Origin of the sequence: Bradyrhizobium sp. McL0615 (genome assembly GCF_049993905.1) — a bacterium.
Lineage (GTDB): Bacteria > Pseudomonadota > Alphaproteobacteria > Rhizobiales > Xanthobacteraceae > Bradyrhizobium.
Genome location: NZ_CP188254.1, coordinates 5,063,435 through 5,080,333 on the forward strand (window position 1 = coordinate 5,063,435; position 16,899 = coordinate 5,080,333).

Annotated in this window: 22 protein-coding genes; 12 read left to right on the forward strand and 10 right to left on the reverse strand. The window is 56.7% G+C overall.

The window, feature by feature from the left end; all coding sequences use genetic code 11:
- Positions 1 to 69: 69 nt before the first annotated feature.
- On the forward strand, positions 70 to 264 hold the full coding sequence (locus ACPPVP_RS23995; RefSeq protein WP_426525063.1) for a hypothetical protein: 195 nt from the start codon (positions 70 to 72) through the stop codon (positions 262 to 264).
- 213 nt (positions 265 to 477) lie between these two features.
- Here ACPPVP_RS23995 and ACPPVP_RS24000 read toward each other — a convergent pair whose 3' ends face one another.
- Both ACPPVP_RS24000 and ACPPVP_RS24005 read right to left on the reverse strand, forming a co-directional pair.
- Positions 478 to 648 (reverse strand): hypothetical protein, encoded by a 171-nt coding sequence (locus ACPPVP_RS24000; RefSeq protein WP_426525065.1) that lies wholly within the window; start codon positions 646 to 648, stop codon positions 478 to 480.
- Positions 649 to 1,627: 979 nt separating this feature from the next.
- Positions 1,628 to 1,939: a hypothetical protein gene (locus ACPPVP_RS24005; protein ID WP_426525067.1), complete on the reverse strand. Its 312-nt coding sequence runs from the start codon at positions 1,937 to 1,939 to the stop codon at positions 1,628 to 1,630.
- 768 nt (positions 1,940 to 2,707) lie between these two features.
- Here ACPPVP_RS24005 and ACPPVP_RS24010 point away from each other — a divergent pair.
- Both ACPPVP_RS24010 and ACPPVP_RS24015 read left to right on the forward strand, forming a co-directional pair.
- A complete protein-coding gene (locus tag ACPPVP_RS24010; protein ID WP_426525069.1) occupies positions 2,708 to 3,118 on the forward strand; it encodes a hypothetical protein in 411 nt (136 codons plus the stop codon).
- Between the two features lie 256 nt (positions 3,119 to 3,374).
- Entirely contained in the window at positions 3,375 to 4,070 is a 696-nt protein-coding gene (locus ACPPVP_RS24015; protein ID WP_426525071.1) for a hypothetical protein, read from the forward strand.
- Positions 4,071 to 4,567: 497 nt separating this feature from the next.
- Here the strand turns inward: ACPPVP_RS24015 and ACPPVP_RS24020 are convergent, their stop codons facing one another.
- Together ACPPVP_RS24020 and ACPPVP_RS24025 are read right to left on the reverse strand one after the other, a co-directional pair.
- On the reverse strand, positions 4,568 to 4,972 hold the full coding sequence (locus ACPPVP_RS24020; protein ID WP_426525073.1) for a hypothetical protein: 405 nt from the start codon (positions 4,970 to 4,972) through the stop codon (positions 4,568 to 4,570).
- Between the two features lie 123 nt (positions 4,973 to 5,095).
- On the reverse strand, positions 5,096 to 5,470 hold the full coding sequence (locus ACPPVP_RS24025) for a hypothetical protein (RefSeq protein WP_426525075.1): 375 nt from the start codon (positions 5,468 to 5,470) through the stop codon (positions 5,096 to 5,098).
- Positions 5,471 to 5,826: 356 nt separating this feature from the next.
- Between ACPPVP_RS24025 and ACPPVP_RS24030 the strand changes: the two genes are divergently transcribed.
- The 3 genes from ACPPVP_RS24030 (at position 5,827) to ACPPVP_RS24040 (ending at position 7,880) form a co-directional block, all read left to right on the forward strand.
- Complete coding sequence (locus tag ACPPVP_RS24030) at positions 5,827 to 6,024, forward strand: hypothetical protein (protein WP_426525076.1); 198 nt, start codon at positions 5,827 to 5,829, stop codon at positions 6,022 to 6,024.
- A gap of 332 nt (positions 6,025 to 6,356) precedes the next feature.
- On the forward strand, positions 6,357 to 6,767 hold the full coding sequence (locus tag ACPPVP_RS24035; RefSeq protein WP_426525078.1) for a hypothetical protein: 411 nt from the start codon (positions 6,357 to 6,359) through the stop codon (positions 6,765 to 6,767).
- A gap of 417 nt (positions 6,768 to 7,184) precedes the next feature.
- A complete protein-coding gene (locus ACPPVP_RS24040) occupies positions 7,185 to 7,880 on the forward strand; it encodes a phosphatase PAP2 family protein (RefSeq protein WP_426525080.1) in 696 nt (231 codons plus the stop codon).
- An 829-nt stretch (positions 7,881 to 8,709) separates the two neighbouring features.
- Here the strand turns inward: ACPPVP_RS24040 and ACPPVP_RS24045 are convergent.
- From ACPPVP_RS24045 to ACPPVP_RS24065, 5 genes are all read right to left on the reverse strand, one after another.
- Entirely contained in the window at positions 8,710 to 8,934 is a 225-nt protein-coding gene (locus ACPPVP_RS24045) for a hypothetical protein (RefSeq protein ID WP_426525082.1), read from the reverse strand.
- Between the two features lie 53 nt (positions 8,935 to 8,987).
- On the reverse strand, positions 8,988 to 9,557 hold the full coding sequence (locus ACPPVP_RS24050; RefSeq protein WP_426525084.1) for a hypothetical protein: 570 nt from the start codon (positions 9,555 to 9,557) through the stop codon (positions 8,988 to 8,990).
- A 369-nt stretch (positions 9,558 to 9,926) separates the two neighbouring features.
- Positions 9,927 to 10,232 carry a PilZ domain-containing protein gene (locus tag ACPPVP_RS24055; protein WP_426525086.1) on the reverse strand — a complete coding sequence of 102 codons (306 nt, stop codon included), beginning with the start codon at positions 10,230 to 10,232 and terminating at the stop codon, positions 9,927 to 9,929.
- Between the two features lie 611 nt (positions 10,233 to 10,843).
- A complete protein-coding gene (locus ACPPVP_RS24060; RefSeq protein WP_426525088.1) occupies positions 10,844 to 11,032 on the reverse strand; it encodes a hypothetical protein in 189 nt (62 codons plus the stop codon).
- A gap of 290 nt (positions 11,033 to 11,322) precedes the next feature.
- Entirely contained in the window at positions 11,323 to 11,502 is a 180-nt protein-coding gene (locus tag ACPPVP_RS24065) for a hypothetical protein (RefSeq protein ID WP_426525090.1), read from the reverse strand.
- Positions 11,503 to 11,718: 216 nt separating this feature from the next.
- Here ACPPVP_RS24065 and ACPPVP_RS24070 point away from each other — a divergent pair, with 216 nt between their 5' ends.
- From ACPPVP_RS24070 to ACPPVP_RS24080, 3 genes are all read left to right on the forward strand, one after another.
- A complete protein-coding gene (locus ACPPVP_RS24070) occupies positions 11,719 to 12,012 on the forward strand; it encodes a hypothetical protein (protein WP_426525092.1) in 294 nt (97 codons plus the stop codon).
- Positions 12,009 to 12,146 carry a hypothetical protein gene (locus tag ACPPVP_RS24075; protein ID WP_426525094.1) on the forward strand — a complete coding sequence of 46 codons (138 nt, stop codon included), beginning with the start codon at positions 12,009 to 12,011 and terminating at the stop codon, positions 12,144 to 12,146. Before ACPPVP_RS24070 ends, ACPPVP_RS24075 begins: the two co-directional genes overlap by 4 nt.
- Positions 12,147 to 12,253: 107 nt before the next feature.
- Positions 12,254 to 12,553: a hypothetical protein gene (locus ACPPVP_RS24080; RefSeq protein ID WP_426525096.1), complete on the forward strand. Its 300-nt coding sequence runs from the start codon at positions 12,254 to 12,256 to the stop codon at positions 12,551 to 12,553.
- Between the two features lie 480 nt (positions 12,554 to 13,033).
- On the opposite strand, the gene ACPPVP_RS24085 is transcribed toward ACPPVP_RS24080, so the two are convergent.
- A complete protein-coding gene (locus ACPPVP_RS24085) occupies positions 13,034 to 13,237 on the reverse strand; it encodes a cold-shock protein (protein ID WP_426538024.1) in 204 nt (67 codons plus the stop codon).
- A 227-nt stretch (positions 13,238 to 13,464) separates the two neighbouring features.
- Between ACPPVP_RS24085 and ACPPVP_RS24090 the strand changes: the two genes are divergently transcribed.
- The 3 genes from ACPPVP_RS24090 to ACPPVP_RS24100 all read left to right on the forward strand — a co-directional run bounded on the left by ACPPVP_RS24090 (position 13,465) and on the right by ACPPVP_RS24100 (position 16,871).
- The gene (locus tag ACPPVP_RS24090; protein ID WP_426525098.1) at positions 13,465 to 13,947 is read left to right on the forward strand and encodes a hypothetical protein; all 483 of its coding nucleotides are present in this window, start codon (positions 13,465 to 13,467) and stop codon (positions 13,945 to 13,947) included.
- Between the two features lie 1,046 nt (positions 13,948 to 14,993).
- The gene (locus ACPPVP_RS24095; RefSeq protein ID WP_426525100.1) at positions 14,994 to 15,365 is read left to right on the forward strand and encodes a hypothetical protein; all 372 of its coding nucleotides are present in this window, start codon (positions 14,994 to 14,996) and stop codon (positions 15,363 to 15,365) included.
- Positions 15,366 to 16,583: 1,218 nt separating this feature from the next.
- The gene (locus tag ACPPVP_RS24100) at positions 16,584 to 16,871 is read left to right on the forward strand and encodes an H-NS family nucleoid-associated regulatory protein (RefSeq protein ID WP_426525102.1); all 288 of its coding nucleotides are present in this window, start codon (positions 16,584 to 16,586) and stop codon (positions 16,869 to 16,871) included.
- Positions 16,872 to 16,899 lie beyond the last annotated feature (28 nt).

Consider the following 16,899-nt stretch of genomic DNA (forward strand, 5'->3'; position numbering starts at 1 on the left):
TTATACTCCGCTCCGGCCGGCGTCGCGCCTCAGAGGGAATTAGCCCCACTCGTCAAAGGACGACAATAAATGATGGATCAACAGTTGGCTCGATTGCTTGCGCATCGCAGTAATATTCAACGCTATCGCAACCTGTTGCAAACCAGCCTGACAGAGCTTGAGCGTCAGTTTGTGGAAAAGCGCCTCACAGAAGAGCGATCAAATCTAGAGAGCGTGACCGCCTCCCTTGGTTCGATGACTTTCGCGCGTGAAAAGCTGCGTTAAGCGGCACTTCAACAAGGAATAACGGCAGGCTGTTGGAACCGAAGACGGGTGCCAAGAGTCGCGCTTCGTGCTTCCGGTTCCAGCCCCCCCCAACGCCCCCAACCGGAAGAGTTAGCGGCCCCAGCCGTCCCCGCTGGGGCCGTTTCTCATTCAGATGTCGATAGACCCAGTTGGAGATGAAAGGGGACACCAACTGAGATGGCGCTTTTTGGCCTAGTTATGAGCCGCGATCTTATCGAGGGGAATCTGCAACTTTGCAGCTCGCTCCTCGCGATCCCTTTTTAGAAATTCCCGCTCGCGACGCTCAAAAGCGATGAGTTCCTTTTCGGCCGCCTGCAGAAAGCGGTCGCGTGTTGTTACTGCCAATTGAGTGTGACCCGTCATCACGCACCCTACGATTTGCCCCGGACGTTTCCACGATATCCAAGTGTTGGAACCGGCGGAAGGTTCGATGCCGTAAAATTACGGATTTATGACGGCAAACGGACGGCCTTAGTGCACAACGAAGCTGCCGGTGAGCACCGTCGCGAGCAGCGCAACGCCGCAGATTGCAATGCCGAGACAGATTCGTGCTCAAATTGAATAGGAATCGAGGTCGGGTTGTTCGATCATGGCGCGCTCCCTTTCTGGGCAGGCCGAAGCGCGATTGGTCTCTCAGCCACCGACGCCTCCGAAACAAAGCGTTGGCCGGTGATGCTGGGTAACGTTGGGAACCTGATTGATTGCCTAGAAAGCTGGCGTTCCTAAAGAAAAGGCCCATAACGAAAAGCCCGGCACGAGGCCGGGCTGAACGCTAATATATTCCAAGGGCGATAATTGGGTAGCTAAGCGATCCTGCGACAAGCCGTCTGTGCAGAATGGCGCTTAGGAACAAAGATTCGTGGCCGTAGAAATACTGGGCCCGCCAGCGTGAACCGGAGGGCCTTACTCACCCCGACGCTTCGTTGATCCCTTGCTTCGCAATGCCTGTCGCATATTCGGCCGCAGGCTGAGCGAAATTCCCAACTTAGATGCCTCCATCGCCGTCGCGCCCGGGCTGCGGCTGAGTTTGGCCGCGATTTGATCGCGCGGGATTCGGCCGGCCATACGCTTAAGCTTAGCAATCTCGACATTGGTCCAAGTGCGGCTATTGTCACCCAACGCGGTACTCCAGTGCTGGAATCCTAAAGCGCCAACTTCTGAAAAGTTTCCCGGTCGAGTCGCGGCCTCTCTTGAACATGAAAAAGCCGCCGCTGGGTTGAGACAGCGACGGCTCTACTCTTACTCTCGCGGGCCTTGGGGGCTTGCGCGATTGTCGCCAAGATACCGAGCCATTGTTAACAAAATGCGGCGCCCGCCAGCGTGAACCGGCGGACCCAGGCTATCAGGCCGCGAACTGCTCCTTGAACCGCTCGGCCTGCTCACTGCCCAGCAATTCGAGCATGAACGATCGGATCATCCTGACGTCGTAATCAGCGTCCTTATCGCTATCGCGCCACCCGACTCCGGCGATGCACGTCAGAAGGACGTCCAACTTCGAGCGCTTTCCTTCCGCTGTGCGCGCGGGTATCCCCCACATTTCCTTGATCAAATCATCCATGCGATCGAAGTGGGGCTGCGCGAGATCGTCTAGTTCTCTTTGTCGAGCCACTTCGGGCATGTTTCGAATAGCCGCGCGGATCTCCTCAGGCGTCATGAAGCCGCCAGATCAAGCGGCCTCTTTTTTGAAACTTCGGTCGGTTCCATCACGTAGCCATAGAGTCGACCATCGCTTCTGTTTGTGGCAGGGCAATTGCAAGTGGTCGGCAGGGGCCGCTCGCTTTAAGTCTACGGGCGGCCCCACCCTTTGGTTTCAATCACTCAAGATATTTAAGCTGACACGCGGAACGCCCGACGTCACTTTGTGCTAAAGAGACTTGCGCTCGGATGGGCGCAACAAGGGGACGGTCCCGGTGCACACCAGCCCCGCGCCGGGGCCGTCTTCACTCACGGACGGATGCGCCGAGAGCGGGAGGACAGAACCTTATTTCCCGGAGCCGAGTTCGCCCTTGAACCAGCCCTGCGTATCTGCGCCTTGCATGGGGTCAGGTTGACCGCAATCGATGCAGCGCAGCTGATTTGCTTTCCGCGCAATTGACAAAATCCCCTCTCGGGGGTTACGCGCGTCTGCAGTTCCGCTGCGAACCTAGCTTCTCGCGATCGACGCGCTAAGGCACGATATCTAGCATAAGCAATCACCCATATATTCTCACCACCTCGGACCGACTCGCTTTATGATTGCGGCAACTGCCCGGCTCGTCTTGGCCGGGGAGGCAGGGTCCGGCGCGTTGCGCTTATGGTGCCTGTGTCGAGCAGGGCTATCACATGGTGTTTGCTATCTACTCTCTGATCGGTGCTCTCGCGCTCTTCGTCGTCGTGCGTCTGGTCCTGCGGCATTTCTTCCCGCCCGAAACATGATGCACACATGAGGATCATCGCAATTTCCCTTGCCGCGTTCGCGGTCTACTTGCCTGCTGCATATTTGGCTGGACGCAATTATATTCCGGCTCCGAAGCCGGTCGGCGAGTTGGTCGAGCCGTTGCTGGGGGTCGTGCAAGGCGATGGATCATCCTATCGGGCGCAGTCCTATTCGCTCGGTGGATATGTGGATGCGAGCGAGGACAACATGCACTCGCCCGTGATGCTGTACGAAGGATTGAAGCCGCTAGGGCCGGCGCGAAGCTACATCCGCGAGGTTCAAGACGTCGGACTTGGGCGCTTCAACTTCATCCGGTTCAGCGGAGACCCCCGCAGCCATGTCGTTTTCTCGACCAGCGATAATTCAGACCCTCGCACCAACGGCCGGAACTATTGGCTTGTGCTGCCTGGGCATTGAAGGCGCGGTATTGCCTGCTTGGGGCGGCGGCTTACTTTTGAATCAATCCAGAGTAGCTCAATGACCGCCTTCGAGCGGTGTTTTGTTGTGTACATCGCGTTTCTTAATCTCGGAGGGCCGGCGGGATCCAGCCAGGACGCCGTCCGCCGGCTTGTAGAGCTGGGGCTGAAGGCGAAGAAATGAAACCGGAGGCTCCAATGAACGAGAGCGAATTCGTAGTGCAACTCATCCGCGAACACCCCATTGCCAATCGTCCATGAATCACATCAATTCCCTAGTGGGCTTTCTGGGGGGATCGAAAATGCTTCGGCGATTCGGGCTATATCTTGTACTTGCGCTTTTCGGAAGCGTCGCGACGGCATCTGCTGCGGTCGTCAACGACGTAGATATCGCAACCGGCTGGACCAACGGTACCGGGCCCGTTGGCGGTCACTTCGCCGTTGACACGGTCAACGGTGGAATAGAAATAGCACTCCGAGCCTCACTGCGCACAATCGGCCCTATAACTCCGGTCGGAAATGTGTACACCGCACCCGTGGGCACGAGCGGTGGGCTAGCACTCTGGAATTTTGATTTTTCTATTAATCCGGGGCAGCTATTGAACCCTGTTTCCAGGCTCACTATTACGGGCCCGAACGGATTTACGTTCTTTAATGCGATCTTGATCCCGGATAACACGCCAACCGGAGGCCCCTTCTATCAAAACAGCGAAAATCTAGGCTTTCCGTTTTTGTCGGCGGCCATTGGTGGGTTCGATCCTAATTTAGTCGGCACATACAAGTTTGATTTGGCGCTCTTCTCTTCTGATAACCGTACCACGGTCGCGGATGTAAATATCGTGGTCAACACGGCAGCCGTCCCCGGTCCGGTCGTTGGTGCCGGTTTGCCCGGTGTGATGATGGCACTAGCCGGACTAGTTGCTTGGCGACGCCGAAAAGCGCAGACGGCATAACCTGAGACCTCATAATTCCGATTTGCTGAAAGGCCGCCTTCGGGCGGTCTTTTGTTGTGTACATCGCGTTGACTCAACCGCGACGGGAAGCAGCGTTGGGTTATGACAACCGTATGTATATTTGCGCCGGTATACCACGCGCTGGAAACGATCGGCTTCCATTTCCAGTCAAGCGGCTCCAATGTCATTTTTGCCACGCGACAAGATGGCGATGAGCGTTCGGAACATCCTTGGGTCCTGCAGCGTGTCAGGCAGATCCACGAAGCCCGCTCGGACTGTGGCGCTTCAACGGAACGGCCCTATTGCATCGGCTTTATTGGAAACAGAGATCCTCCCGAGCGGGGCCGCATCTTGAAGGCCTGCCGCCTTGCCATCGACCAGGCGCACGCAAAGGTGTTTGGATCGATTACGACGATGGGCATCACAAATCCCTCTCTCCCGAGAAATATGTCGAGACGCTGATGCTGCGCAGCCGCGGTGAACTCTGCCCGGCAGGGTTACTGACAATTAGGATATTGATAGCTACCGAGCATAGTGCCATTCAGGCATTGACGGAACTCCACTTTCGCTTCGGCACAAATCGGTGAAGAGAAAGCTTGAACGGGTTTGCCTCGACTCTCCAAGAAGCCGGGACCAAATTTACAATCAAATTCATTGTTGCTTTCGCCTTCTTCTCGCGGACGAATGCAGGGCCCATAGCCATCGCCATGATGACCTTGAATTCCAAAAAACTGTCTGCCTGATCCGTCCGTGCCACGACAAGCGCGAAGGTTACATTCGGCTGCAGAGAAAGTGCGACCGGTGATCACGTTGTAGCACGCAATTTCGTCTCGCACGGCCTGCTCAGCGTCCGCTTTCTTCGTTGCAATTGATGAAGTCGTGGACGCTATCAGCAACAACATCAGAATTATCTTCGGCATTTTTTTCTAAACTTTCACACAACCGGTGATCAAGCTTATCACCGCTTCAGGTTCCGCCAACAAGGGCCCGCCAGCGCGAACCGGCGGGCCGCTTCTCATTCAAAATCAATTCGCGAATGCTTCACGCAGCGCAGTTGCACAGTTGCCGACAAGGTGATGAAAACCCCACCCGTCGATATAGAGCGTGCCACGCTCCTGCGGCTTACCGGCTGGCGTCAGCAGCTCCACGGCCTCTGATGCGCTTGCGGGCTTATACGTTGTCAACGCTCGTTCGGCAGCCGTCCAGGTATCCAAAGCGCATAGTTGCTCTCGTTCGGCGGCGCGCAGTTCTTTCGGGAATGCGCGGCGAGCTGCCCTCGTCTGCCGATCCCAATCGGCTAGCTGCTCAAGCGTACCCTCTTCCTTGACGTGGTTGCGATCCCGAAAAAACCACTCTCCCGGGCTCTTAAGCATTTCCTTCCCGTCAATGACGATGGTCATGTCATGGATTGGACCGCCGTACACCTTTGGCGTTTTGACCCGTGCAAGGTTGCCGTTAGCACGGCTGCACCTGCCGCGACGGCAGCGCTTCCCACAAGCATGTTCATGATGGATCTCCTGCTCATTACAGCCCCGCTTCCGAGAATCTCCGAACCGGGGTTGGTTCTGGCTCGTTTGACTCCCTGCCCTGCAGCAATTGGGGCTCAGTGGAATCACTGGAGGTGGAGACGTTTTTGTGAGTGGCGTGCTAAGCACGCGATCAACCTTAGGCATAGGTCGCTTCCTAGCCTGGGGTTAGAGCCGGGCAGGATGTTTCCGCACTCGCCCGGTTCGCTATTTTATGAAACCATCAAATCATGAAATCAAAAATAAATAGCGCTAAGAAATCCCGTGGCCGGCCAGCGGTTGAATCCGAAGCGGTCAACGTGCGTATTGCTGTTGATGGTTTGCGGGCTATCGACGATTGGCGCCGTCAGCAGGACGACCTGCCCGGCCGCCCCGAAGCGATCCGCCGTCTGGTGGGACTGGGGCTGAAGGCGAAGTCGAGGGGTTGAACAACCTTCGTATGCGTGCTACCGGGCATACAATCAGATTGCTCGCCGCAAGGTTGTGGGCTAAAACGCGACACCCGAAGTGGACGGGGGGACGCATGGAAGGCTTTATTTGCGGGCTTGCGATCGTTGCGGTGCTTTACATCGCCTTGCGTTTGACGCTTCGGCACTACTTCCCGCCCGATAGGTGAGGAAATGAAGATCCTCATAACGGTCATCGCGCTTTGCCTATTTCTTTTCTCAGCTATCGCCTTAACGCTTCCCTACGCACAGTGCGAGCAGCATCAAGGGAGGCCGGGTCAGGTTGGCGGCAAATCGTTCGGGCCGGATTGCGGTTGAAGATCGCGGCGATAGGGCTGGCCCTATATGCGACCTATCTTCCCGTCGCATTCTTGGTAGGCCGCCTCTATGATCCGCCCCCACGGCCATCCGGAACGATGACCGAGTCCCTGCAGGGGTTCGTGCAAGGCCCAGGCTTTTCGTACCGAACCATTTCCTATCTGCTGGCAAAGTATGCAGACGCAAGCGAAGACAACATGCGCTCGCCTGTGATGCTGTATGAAGGGTTGAAACCGCTTGGACCGGCCCGGAGCTACATCCGTGACGTTCAAAACGTCGGGCTCGGTCACTTCATTTTTGTCCGGTTCGGAGAAGATCCCCGAAGCCATGTCGTAATCTCGACCAGCGACAATTCAGACCCGCGCACGAACGGGCGAAAATATTGGCTGGTGCTGCCTGGGCATTGAAGGCGCAGTACTGCTTGCGGCGGCGGCTTACTTTTGAATCAATCCACAGTAGTTCAATGACCGCCTTCGGGCGGTCTTTTGTTGTGAACATCGCGTTTCTTAAACTCGGCGGGCCGGCAGGACCAGCTAGGACGCCATCCGCCAGCTTGTAGAGCTGGGGCTGAAAGCGATGGAGAAACCCTGGCGTCGCACTTACAGCGATCAGACTTGTCTCTGGTTCCAGATTTAACTCACCCGACAGACATCAAGCTTAATTCGTGAGTTTAGTTGCGACTGGCGACGAGACATCTAGACAAGTTGGAACCAACGTACTTCGCGAATAAGGGGCCGCCGGTATCCACGGGCGGCCTTGCCGAATGATTGCGCTGTACTGGTAAGCTTACCCGACTTGGTTAGTACGTGAGATAAACACTTCCAATGGTAATTTTATCCGAACTGGACACAAAACTCCTGCTGGCCATCAACTCGTTTTTCTTAAGTACTAATCAGAAAAGCTACTTCATGCTTTTCATGGGAAACAATCCTGTACCCCGAGGATTCCCAATTTTCTTTGCTCTGGTTGGACTTTGGTTCTCAGCAGAATGCAACAAGCGGCGCGGCCGAATGCTGATCGGACTACTTGCAACTTGTTTTGCCACCGTTACATCGGTGTGGCTGCAGCGGCACTTCACCCCTCATATACGCCCGTTTTTAGATCCAACACTCCCCTTAAAGGCCGCCGATTTTCCGACGACCGGATGGGATCGTCTGGGTTCATTTCCCAGCGATACAGCGACCCTATTTTTCTCCTTGGTTGCGGTAATTTTCATTGAAAGCCGCTTAGTCGGACTGTTGTGCTTCGCATGGGCATTCATGACGGCCGGCATCGCTCGCATCGCACTTGGGATACACTTTCCAAGCGACATCTTAGGCGCGTTGGTGCTGGGGCCAGCAGCTGTCTGCCTATTCGATAGCGTGCCTTATCTCCAAACACTGGTCGTGCGCGTGCTGAATTCCTTTCAAGACCGCATGTATTTGGTGCATTCGTTGCTATTTTTGTTCTTGGCCGAGGCTTACGACTTGTTTGCCGGATTTCAGGGTGTTCTCAAGTATTTTCGGATTGTAGGCGGATAACCAGACGAACCGGCTTGGCGAGCGGCGAATAGGCTGCTCACCCGCAAATTGGGCGTTATTCCTTACTCGACGCTCTTCGGCAGTCCGTTCACAGCGACAATTGCAGTTGATACGAGCCTCGGAACGCTCACAACCCTGTCCCCGTGAAATTACGATCTGCTCGGCGGCCTGACAGATAAGGTACGACCTCGCCTTACGACCGATATGCATCGAGTGCGTGGGCGACCAAGATGCCTGCGCTGATTACTAAAAGAATTGCTGCGACCACTTCGAAAAACATGGGTCAGCCTAGCGGTATAAATACGGGGCTTAATACGATGCCTAGTAAAAAACCGGCCAGTGCTGCACAGTCAAAAATATTCGAATCTGGCGCGCTGATTCTGTTGCAGCTGGTGATTTTGGGCAACGGTCGCCGCTGGTTGAGCCTGAGCTCCAAGAATGACCGGTTCGCACCTTGTTATTTCTGCAGTTCTAACCGCTGCCGCCCTGGCAGGGTCCTTTACCTATTTGCTTCGCCCACCGGTCGCTTCGGTCGCAGTCGATCAGCAACCTCATCTTGGCAAGATTGCATTCAGTCGCCCTGACACAACGGCTTCAAAGGGCGCTGACAGGCAGCCAGTTGAAGACGAAAAGGCAGCGACAGCCTACTTGGAAGCTGCCAAGGCAATCCTCAGGCGAGCACCAACCGCGCAGGCGTCCGCGAATGCCGATGAGATACCGATCACGGGACGTATTCCGCTACCTAGAAAGCGTCCGATCCCGCGCTCATAACTTGGCGGGTTGAATACTACCTTCGCGAAACGGCCGCCGCCCCTCCGACTGACCTCTATTACGGCAATGGTGTAATTTGGGTTGGCAGCTTCCGCTTGCCTTGCGGGCAGCCCGTTTTCTTCTGTGAGTTAGACTGATCCGATTTGAACACGGATGCGCTCATAAATTCATTCCAGGCAGCGCCCGATGACCGGTTGGAGTCAACAGAAACTGCGAACGCCAGTGCGATCACGGCGAGAAGCCCGACCGCCGCTGTAGTGCCTACGCCATAGATGTTGAACATCGGTTGCCTCCCGAAAATCGGGGCTGCCATGGCGTTAGACGAAGGCGGGACTTTCAGATGTGAACTGCGTCACGTCTCACAGTTTCTTGATGCGGAGGTAGCTCGCGCTGAATCAATGCACCGTCCCGCTTGCATGCCGGTAGGCTCTGACGGCGGCAAGAACGGCCTTTTTCGAGAAGGAAGCAGTCGCAGAAATCATCCACGACGCCATCATCGTCAGCGTTGTCGGTTAGGCGGATCGTCAGCAGAAGCAACGGCGCGTGAAGATCGACCGGTAAAGGAATATGGATCGCTCCCTGTTCCGAACGGCGATTGAGGCCGGATGACGTTCGCTTTGGCCGAACAAGGTTTCGGTTTGCGCGCTGCCATTTCAGCCCCTGATCCCCTGCAAAACTTTTAAAGTTAGCGTCGCCGACGACAGCGCCGAGGCGTTGACGCGGATGCCGCCGAGCGGATCCTAGCGATGAATTACCGGTCGTCGCTGATGACATGGCGAACCACGCAGCGCTTGCCGCTGGTGTCGCCTGGAGGTCATCCGGCGTCCCTTCAATCGTGAAGGTGAAGGCTCCGGAACTGCTGCCGATTACCGCATAAGTGACATACGTGGCCGCGAGCCAGTCCAAATTTACTGCCCAAGAGACACTACCGGCGACAGGTGGTCGAAATTGGAATCTCCGTGGTCAGTGCCTGCCGCAGTTCGCCGGGAAAGTAACCCTAATTTTCTGTTTCGATTGTCGTTAGAATTTTATCGGTTAGTCTCATCGTCAGTCGCGCGGGGGCGATACCCGAACGATCAGAGGCCAGTCCGAAGACCGCGCGTCTTTCACGGCCTCGCCGAAATCAAGCGATGGAACCGGTCACGAACCGGCAATTGCGGTAAAGAGCCGTCCGGTGACCGCCCGGACGGCTCTTGCTATTGTGGGTCCGTCGTGAGCTCGAATGCGCGACCGCTCAATCAGACCGCAGGGATCTGCATTGGGACAAACGAAAGCTCAAGCGAGACCCGTGACCGCTGACTTTTGGCGCTTCTTTTCGCCCGCCCTTTTGAAATAGACGCCGAGATTGTCCCCGTTAACCCAGGCAAGTTCGCAACGTCGAAATGCCGTTCCGGTGGACGACAGGACCAGAAAAAATTCCTTCAAAGGCAGGCCTTCGATCGAACTCTCTACACTGAGTTTCGCTCCGGTCTCGGAAATATCCTCGATCTGGCAAGCTCGGTGCCAAGTACCGTCGATAGCCATCAGTCGAGCGTCGTACCCACGCTCGAACACGACCCGACGTGATGCCCGCTGCTCCATTTGGGTTTTCCGTTACCACATTAGGCGGCCTCAGCGCTGAGGTCGGTCAGCATCTGAGGCTGCTCAGGACATAGGCCAGATTGGGGTCCGACTATGACGACCGTAATTTCTATTGTTGAAGGGTGCCCTAATCAGCCTATCGAAATCCGGCACCGGTTGGACTGATGCGGCGCCTTTTTGCTCTCCATCAAAAAGCGCCAGCTGGTCCAGGAGTAGCCGCCATAAGCGCAACGGAAGATGGCAACGGCGTGATCGCAGGTCCATCAGGAAGCGAAACGAAAGTGCTATAATTGAAGCTCGTGATCCTCCCAGTGATTGAATCATCGCGCTTGTCGAAAGATCCAGAACAGACGCTTTCGTTCTGATGATTGCGCTGGGCGTCGCCGCCAAGCTGTCACGGTGCAGGGATCCGCCCGCCGACTTAGCGCAACGCGCATGGGACCAGGCCAGCCGAAGCAGAAATGGCCCCAACTCGGGCTGGCGGGAGCTGAGGCCATTCTCTGCGGGGAACGGTGCAGCCCTCCACGGCGCGTCCGTTCGATTCAAAGCAAGCACGTTGCGAGAGGGCGAGCTGTTCAATATTGATCATCAAACAAAATATTTAGTCTCGGCTACCCGGCGCCGTAGGGCTTGTTGAGAAAGTAATCGCGGTTGCCCAGCGCCTTCTCGGCGTATTGATCGATCGCAACGGTGATGGCCTCGACGTGTTGGTAACAGTGACCCTCACGCGTGGCCCGCCGGCGCAACTCGGCAAGCGCATCGAGCCATGGCGAGTTGTCCGCCCCTTCTCGTCGTACCATTTCAGTTGCTCGCACATCACGAACTGAGGCCGCTTAGGACGCGTCCGTTAGTAAGGTCGCCCTCCTCCTTCTTGAGCCGGTCCCGCTCGGCGCAAGGTCGTCGATTGTCCCCAGCACCCCCGTCAACAACAGTTCCGCAGATGCTGTTGAGATGCCGGCTCGAAGCTGGAGGATTTTCTTACGCTGCCGTCCGGCTTGGATGCGCATGTGCTTGATTTCGGAACGGACGGACCGCTTCTCCGTTACGAAGCCAGCAAGCCGGTTGAAAGAGGCCGCCAACCAAGTCGGCCTTAACTCGAGGGCTCGAACCGGCCCAAGAACCTTTCGCCCTGCCATAACTCGACGGGATAGGCGCCGACCAGTTGACGCGCGCGCTCTTTGGCATCGTCGTCGTCATCGCAGACCAGGTCAACGCGATCCACGATGTGGCCGTCCGGGCCTATCCCGTAGGCCTTGTACTCAACTGCCATCGGTCCCCACCGTGAAGGCGATTCAGAACCGCACTTAAACACATCGGGAAAAAGTGGCAAGAAGCGTCAAGGATTCCGGCGTAATCAGAGGCCGCTCCGCCCCCTGGTGAAGGCGAAGGCGGTCCCGAGGGCCGCCCAGCAGGGAACCGGTGGCTACCAGGCAAGTTGGAACTGGGCCGGGACCGGAAGTCGATTCCCCGGCTTGTAGCGACGGATATGACAAACGCCCTCTCATCGATGGAATACCCGCACTGGCTGATCATCGCCGGCGCCTTCCTATTGTTGCTGGGCTGTGTCGGACTCGCATTGAGTCAACGAAGCGTTGAAGTCGACCCTGGCGACATGACGAGCGATCAAGAGCCGTCCAGGCCTGAGGCCGACCTCACCCCGGCAGAGGATGCAGATCGCACGGTGAAAGAGAAGAAAAAGGATCGATGGGCCGATAGAGAGCGCGACATAACGGTCACGTCGAACGATAGGCCGAAAATTTATGGCAAGGAATCGAGATGATCGTCTTTGTCTACGTCGACACCGGCAAGCAAGTTGAAGACCGCGATCACCTGAGAGTCTTCGCGAATGCCGATGTCGCCGAAGTCTGGTCCGCGGAAAACGATCCAGAGTACGCTGCCTTTGGTACGAGGTAATAGGCGCGCCAGCATGAACCGGCGCTCCGTCCCATCCCGCTTAGGAACGAATGCAATGAGCGGCCGTTTTCCTTAGGTGATAAAACATAACCTAGGGAGATCATTTGATGAAGAAGATCATGTTGGCTTCGGTCTGCATCCTGGCACTCTCCTCACCCACAGCATTCGCGCAGACGGCTCAACCCACTGGCGGTGCTTCGAGCCAAGGCAATGTCGGACCGGGTGCGTCGGAAGGCGCGATGAAGGACAGCAGCGGAACCATGCACAAGGGCACCACAGGCACGAGCAGCAAGCCCTCGCCCCGCGGTGACGCCAGCACTTCCGGCGCCGACACCGCGGCCGGCGTCAAAAACACGGGCACTGCCACCGAACCGGGTGCCGTAAAAGACGGCGTCAACAAACAGTAAGAGAACCTTTAAAAAGGAGGCCGCGAACCGAGGCGGCCTCTTCAAGCCACGGACGGGCCGGTGATGGGCGATATCACCGCCGGACCATGAGCCAAATCAAGCCAATGGAATTTCGGTCTTACTTCAATGGCTACTGGCGGCCGGGATAATCTCCACGACGGCGAGTATTGCGTCTCTCACGGTGACGCGCCGTCCAGTTACTTCTGCGAGTTGCGGCGGCGGGAGACGGGCCGAAATTTCCCGCTGGTCGCTCATGACTCACCTTTGTTCCACCATTAAATCACTATCGGAAATCGGCAAGTATGCGCGGGGTTCCGGGAGTGAACTGGGTGGCAAGAAAAAGCCCCGCCGATTGGGAGCGGGGCAGTGCTTGGAATCGTGCCCTGAGGGGATGGCTTTAGACTATCACCTTGGTCAGGGTCTTCCGGGGTACCGCATCCGCCAGCGCTCGAGCTTGAGCCGATATCGGACCAATCGGGGTCAACCTACCCTGAGGTTTTCGGCGGACTCTTTCCCGCGGTTGGCCACGACTTCGTAGCTCACCTTCGCGCCTTCATTCAGACTGCTCAAGCCCGCTCTCTCGACGGCCGAGATATGGACGAAGACGTCCTTGCCGCCAGTGTCGGGTTGGATAAATCCATAGCCCTTTGTCGCGTTGAACCACTTAACTATCCCTGTCGCCACGTCGTTTACTCCCCAAGAATTTAAGAACACGACAGGATGGCGAGAGAAATCCGGCAAAAGATTGTCCCACCCGCGTGAACCGGCAGGCTCCAGCCTGTCGAGGAGCTCTCGCTTCGCCGGTTCCGTAGCTAGATCGCAAATCAGCCTGCATTCGGCGGCGTCGCTACGAAGCTTTTCCAAGTGATTCTGATAGTCCTTCATCCTCATCCCCTGCCCTGGTCGGGAACATGCTTCGGCTCGAACGGGCTGCGCATTATCAAATGCTAAGCCCAAACAGGCCGGTGCGGAAATTAAACCAGGCCACGGCCACGGTAGAACAGAGCGGAAAGAAGTATGGCCTGCCGCGGTGGCCGGGCGGGCACGAGGTCGAGTCGGCAACCTTTCGTGGTGTCCTCAATGAGGACCTACGCCGACCACAGAACTGGACACCTTGTGAGCCACTTCACAGCTTCGGCCCGGAGAAAAATGATAGGTTGGAGTTGATGGTGCAGATCAACTCCAAACAGCGAGATTGGATCATGCCCGCTTTATTCGACCTCCTCTACCGCGAATACTGCCGTGCGCGCCTCGCCGAGATGCGGAAGCAACTTCTGATTTCGCCCAGGACGCATGGGGTCCCAGAAGCACTTTGCAACGAAAAGGATGGTCTTGGCGCTAGTCTGGCAGGCGGCAGTGAGATAACTGCCCAGCACAAGACGCTGAATCACTAAGCCTCTGTTCCGGCGTGTTGCCGGACGGACCCTTAAGGGTCTCCAGTGATCGAGGCTTGGCACACACATTGCTGATTAGTGGATGCTGGGGATTTGAGTGGCCCAGTTTGAAACAAAAGCGCCGCCGGGTATCTATTTCGAACCGGCGGCGTCCTTTTTCGAAACAGACCATACGCAATTATTCCCGCGGGGTCCTCGGAGGCATTCCGCGATGGGAGCTGTCCAATTCGGCTGCTCGCGCATCACCAACTCGAACGGCTCGCTTAAGCCGGCCCCACGAGGTTCAACCGTGGCTTCCTGGTCCCAGCAAGGTTGTTGTTCATCCAAAAAATAGCATTTGTCAGGGCGGGTCCATTCGGCGCCAACCCAGACTTGCGTCACTCAAAGGATTTTCTTCAGGCTGAACCACGATGCCGGATTACCGCGTCCAATCTTGGAAGAAGTCCGTAAGCTTAGTGGAAGTAGCTCAATGGCAGAGCGTCGGTCTCTCGGCCGAAGGTGCCGGTTCATTCCGCGCCATCCCGCTCCAGAGCGCACTGCATCGTCACGACGCCCCGCTGGCATGCGCTGGCGCCTCGCGCGAGCCGGTCAAGATCTGAGGACTCAAACTCCAGTTCCGTTTGCGCAAGAACCCTGCGCATTGCCCAAAACTTCGTCTTGTCTCAATTCGCCAACCTCGCTTCACTTGCTCTACAGGCCATTGCGGGCGACATCGGTTCGATCTCGGGCTGCCCTCGCTCCATACCCTGTTAGCCCCCGTCGTCTCTCCAAGTTGCGGCGGGGGCTCCCTTCCTCAGCAATTGACCGACGAGCAAGTGAACGGCTCGGTGAAATCGGATCCGCCCTTCTCCTTGTGCCACGCCTCCAGCCTAACCGGCCGGCAATCCTGTGCGTGTCTTTGGCCCTGCCCCAAAATGCTGCCGCTGACCGGTCGTCTTGCAGCTCTCGTCGTGCATCGTCACAACACCACCGAATAGAAGCCGGGGTTCGCATGCGCCAGCGCGTCCATGGTTGCACCTATATAGTTTTGATGACGAGAGAAGGCCTTGGCTTCGCCGGTTGCGCGGCTGGGGACCGCGCGCCGCTCCAGAGCGTCCTTCCGTATAAACGGAATGACGTTGAGCGGGATTGAGCCCGATGGCGCGCATCACGCTCCCGTGAAAGAAATCATTCAGCGCAAATTTGAAATCGTCCGGAAACCAATACCTGTTTGCCTTACGAAATTACGAAGCCAATTGGCCGGCAAAGGGGAATTTCAAATGACCGCTTTCAAGGCAACAGTCGCTTCAACCGTTACCTCCAAAACCCGCGGCAGGTTTGACAGCTTCGTTTCGGTCGCAATCTTTAGCGGGATCGGACTTCTTCTATCGGTATCAGTATTGCTTCTCGACAAATACATTCCCGGCGAATGGTTTTAATAGACCTCAAATGCCGGGTTGAGACGACGGGGTATTCAAAGCGCCTGGAATCTATAAAGGGTCGCGTTGGCGCGACCCTTTAGCCGGTCAAATTTGTTCGGAATGAAATGCAGCCCCGGCAAGAGCCATCATACAGTTTTCCACAGGCCCGAGTATCCGTAAGACCACGGCCTCGAGGCGCGCAGTTTATTCCATCTTCTCAAGCGTTGGAGCGCTCCACAGCAAGGCCGCCGGAGCGATAAGGCATGGCGTCCAGGCGAGCATGGCTCCGAGTGCGATAGCTTGCAGGGTACTCATAGATCCCTCCGTGCCTGCCGCTAATAAGAAGTAAACTTCCGATACTGCTGTAGCGGATCCACACGCGCCGCTGGGGCTTACAATCGGGTACGCCGTCCGCTGTTATATTTCGATGACACGGCGGCAAGGCGCGCGCAACGCCAACACGGACAGTTCTTGGATAGCCTACCGTGTCGATCATCAGCCTCGGCGATGCCCTGATTGCGCTTCTGCGAAATCTGCTCCGGCGGATACGAAGGCTGCGAAAGCCTCGCTCGCAGCGACGCCGCGCCGCTGAGTAAGAAGTCTCGGATAAGCAGGATTTGCGTGTGCTCCGGCATTAACCCGCAACGCTGACATCAAGCTTAACGCGCGAGTTTCGTTGCAGCCGATTCAGACAGGTCTAACGTGACGGCAGGTCGCGCAGATGGCGATTAGTCCCCGCCTGAGTACTGCGCGATTAGGGGCCACCTCGTGCCCTAGAGGCGGCCCCGCCCCCCCCTTTGGCACGGGCGTTGCTAGATACACGGAGACTGGGATTTCAGAGCCTCAGTCTGAGACAAGGCGCCGCCGGGACAACGTATTTCGAGCCCGGCGGCGCTTCTTTTGACACACGCGCCCGCCTTGCTCCACCCAGCGCGTGGTCACGCCGACAGATGTAGAACTTGATCGTATCGACCTTCGGAAGTTTGGCACCCTCATCGGCGCACCGAATACGACGGCTATCTCTCACGCAAATAGCTGAGGCTGCGCGTCCGTCCGTAGAACTACGGTGGCATGGGCGCTTCCGGCGGAAGCGCCGAACAATTATTCTCGCCTGACGCAGCGATCAGTCCATACGAAGGCCGCCCCCTCGCCGCTTTTCCTTTATTTAAGCTTTCCATCGCATGGTGATCGCGTCATTGCCTGGGGCCGGCTGTGAAAGACCGAGAACTGGAGAAGATGGAACTCAATGACCTCTGGGATCTGCACCAGAGGATCATCGACGTTCTGGATCGAAAACTGGAAAGCGAAAAGCGCAAGCTTCAAGACCAGCTTGATGAACTTGGTCGCAGGTTCGGCGGGTCTCCCAAAGACATTCCGCAACGGCGGCCCTACCCCAAAGTCGAGCCGAAATTTCGAAACCCTAAAGACCCCTCAGAGACGTGGTCAGGCCGGGGCAAAACGCCGCGCTGGATAACCGAAATGCTTGCGGAAGGACGAAGCGTCGACGAGTTCAGGATCCAATAGCTCGCCGGGGCCGAATTTGATTCTTGAG

Coding starts and splice junctions, on each gene's coding strand:
- ACPPVP_RS23995 (WP_426525063.1), top strand. CDS start 70: ATGATGGATCAACAGTTGGCTCGATTGCTTGCGCATCGCAGTAATATT.
- ACPPVP_RS24000 (WP_426525065.1), bottom strand. CDS start 648: ATGACGGGTCACACTCAATTGGCAGTAACAACACGCGACCGCTTTCTG.
- ACPPVP_RS24005 (WP_426525067.1), bottom strand. CDS start 1,939: ATGACGCCTGAGGAGATCCGCGCGGCTATTCGAAACATGCCCGAAGTG.
- ACPPVP_RS24010 (WP_426525069.1), top strand. CDS start 2,708: ATGAGGATCATCGCAATTTCCCTTGCCGCGTTCGCGGTCTACTTGCCT.
- ACPPVP_RS24015 (WP_426525071.1), top strand. CDS start 3,375: ATGAATCACATCAATTCCCTAGTGGGCTTTCTGGGGGGATCGAAAATG.
- ACPPVP_RS24020 (WP_426525073.1), bottom strand. CDS start 4,972: ATGTTGTTGCTGATAGCGTCCACGACTTCATCAATTGCAACGAAGAAA.
- ACPPVP_RS24025 (WP_426525075.1), bottom strand. CDS start 5,470: ATGACCATCGTCATTGACGGGAAGGAAATGCTTAAGAGCCCGGGAGAG.
- ACPPVP_RS24030 (WP_426525076.1), top strand. CDS start 5,827: ATGAAATCAAAAATAAATAGCGCTAAGAAATCCCGTGGCCGGCCAGCG.
- ACPPVP_RS24040 (WP_426525080.1), top strand. CDS start 7,185: ATGGTAATTTTATCCGAACTGGACACAAAACTCCTGCTGGCCATCAAC.
- ACPPVP_RS24045 (WP_426525082.1), bottom strand. CDS start 8,934: ATGTTCAACATCTATGGCGTAGGCACTACAGCGGCGGTCGGGCTTCTC.
- ACPPVP_RS24055 (WP_426525086.1), bottom strand. CDS start 10,232: ATGGAGCAGCGGGCATCACGTCGGGTCGTGTTCGAGCGTGGGTACGAC.
- ACPPVP_RS24060 (WP_426525088.1), bottom strand. CDS start 11,032: ATGGTACGACGAGAAGGGGCGGACAACTCGCCATGGCTCGATGCGCTT.
- ACPPVP_RS24065 (WP_426525090.1), bottom strand. CDS start 11,502: ATGGCAGTTGAGTACAAGGCCTACGGGATAGGCCCGGACGGCCACATC.
- ACPPVP_RS24070 (WP_426525092.1), top strand. CDS start 11,719: ATGACAAACGCCCTCTCATCGATGGAATACCCGCACTGGCTGATCATC.
- ACPPVP_RS24075 (WP_426525094.1), top strand. CDS start 12,009: ATGATCGTCTTTGTCTACGTCGACACCGGCAAGCAAGTTGAAGACCGC.
- ACPPVP_RS24080 (WP_426525096.1), top strand. CDS start 12,254: ATGAAGAAGATCATGTTGGCTTCGGTCTGCATCCTGGCACTCTCCTCA.
- ACPPVP_RS24090 (WP_426525098.1), top strand. CDS start 13,465: ATGCTTCGGCTCGAACGGGCTGCGCATTATCAAATGCTAAGCCCAAAC.
- ACPPVP_RS24100 (WP_426525102.1), top strand. CDS start 16,584: ATGGAACTCAATGACCTCTGGGATCTGCACCAGAGGATCATCGACGTT.